3 protein-coding genes are annotated in these 1,143 nt (G+C 43.5%); all 3 read right to left on the bottom strand.

Features of this window, described 5'->3' with window-relative positions; all coding sequences use genetic code 11:
• Positions 1–482 (bottom strand): HipA domain-containing protein (locus BP71_RS37865; RefSeq protein WP_496387123.1); only part of this gene is annotated, 482 nt, incomplete at its 3' end.
• Positions 479–793, bottom strand: a complete 315-nt coding sequence (locus BP71_RS37870; RefSeq protein WP_496387125.1) for a HipA N-terminal domain-containing protein — start codon at positions 791–793, stop codon at positions 479–481. The genes BP71_RS37865 and BP71_RS37870, both read right to left, overlap by 4 nt.
• A 20-nt stretch (positions 794–813) precedes the next feature.
• Positions 814–1,017 carry a helix-turn-helix transcriptional regulator gene (locus BP71_RS37875; RefSeq protein WP_090373383.1) on the bottom strand — a complete coding sequence of 68 codons (204 nt, stop codon included), beginning with the start codon at positions 1,015–1,017 and terminating at the stop codon, positions 814–816.
• Between the last annotated feature and the right edge of the window lie 126 nt (positions 1,018–1,143).

Raw genomic sequence — 1,143 nt, forward strand, 5'->3', positions numbered from 1 at the left:
GCCAAAGCCGCGAAATCCTCTACCGCCTTCTTTTTATTTCCGTCATGTACATCAAAGCGCTTGGTCAGATATGCGGGTTTACCGTTTTCAAAGAAAATAAGTGCATTGTCTGCCGTTTCAATGCCATAAACCTGGCGGGCTATTTGCATCGTCAAATGTTCATTGGCTGGCATTTGATCTGGATTACTACCGATGGTGGGTATCGGTTTAAGGATGTGCGTTCCCTGCTCGTCCTCTCCAACCAATCTCAACTTACTCTTGACCTGAATTATGGAAAATTTTTCTTGGACGCCGGAAATTGACACTCGCCTTTGGCTCTGCAAGAACGCTATGTTAGCAAGGCCCCCGGAAGCTGGCGAGTCATACGGTAATACATGTGATACTTTCGCCCCATTGAACATTCTTTTCAGGCATTGTCTGCTGTAAGTATCATAGCTTTCGGCTAATGTACCCGGACAGTATTTGATAATAGGTATACTCATGCCGAGTCGTTTGTCCGTTTGACTGTGACAGCTCCAATTGCGTCGTACTGCGCAACGTTCAGTAAAAGCCCAAAATAGTCGTCCTCGTCAATTTTTAGGGACCTGCAGATAACATGCTTATTGACGCCCTCCGGCAACATATTAGCAAAGAAAGGAAAAAGAGTTTTGGCGTTATACACCTTGACTGATTTCGGCAAAGTGAGGCTAACAGGAGGTTTCTGGCTGTTTGCTATCCAGGTATCTTCATAGGTGAAGCTAAACGAACCATCGTTATGCTGGATTAGCTTGCCAGCAACTTCGCCCTTGTACATAATTTCCGCCACCCTCATAGCTATTGATCCATCGATTTGATTTGTAGAACGAGCTGCATTCCGAGTACATCGGCAACTTTCTCTAATGTGATGATGGTAGGATTTCCCTTTCCGCTTTCAAGCTGTTTCAATGTTCTCAATCCAACACCTGACATATCGGCAAGCGTTTCCTGGGTTATATCAAGAAGTTTTCTTCGTTCCTTCAGTATGCTACCAAGATGCATTGCCCTTCCCGTTTGTAAAACCTATTATTCAAATATACGTTAAAAGGTGCATTAAAGCGCTCTTTTTGATGTTGAAAATTGTTATTGGCTGAAAAAGATAGCAAAAGTGCACTATGTTGCACTTTT

Source organism: Dyadobacter ginsengisoli DSM 21015, from assembly GCF_059568735.1.

Bases quoted from the DNA above. Each gene is read 5' to 3' on its own strand.
- BP71_RS37870 (WP_496387125.1), bottom strand. From the start codon at position 793: ATGTACAAGGGCGAAGTTGCTGGCAAGCTAATCCAGCATAACGATGGT.
- BP71_RS37875 (WP_090373383.1), bottom strand. From the start codon at position 1,017: ATGCATCTTGGTAGCATACTGAAGGAACGAAGAAAACTTCTTGATATA.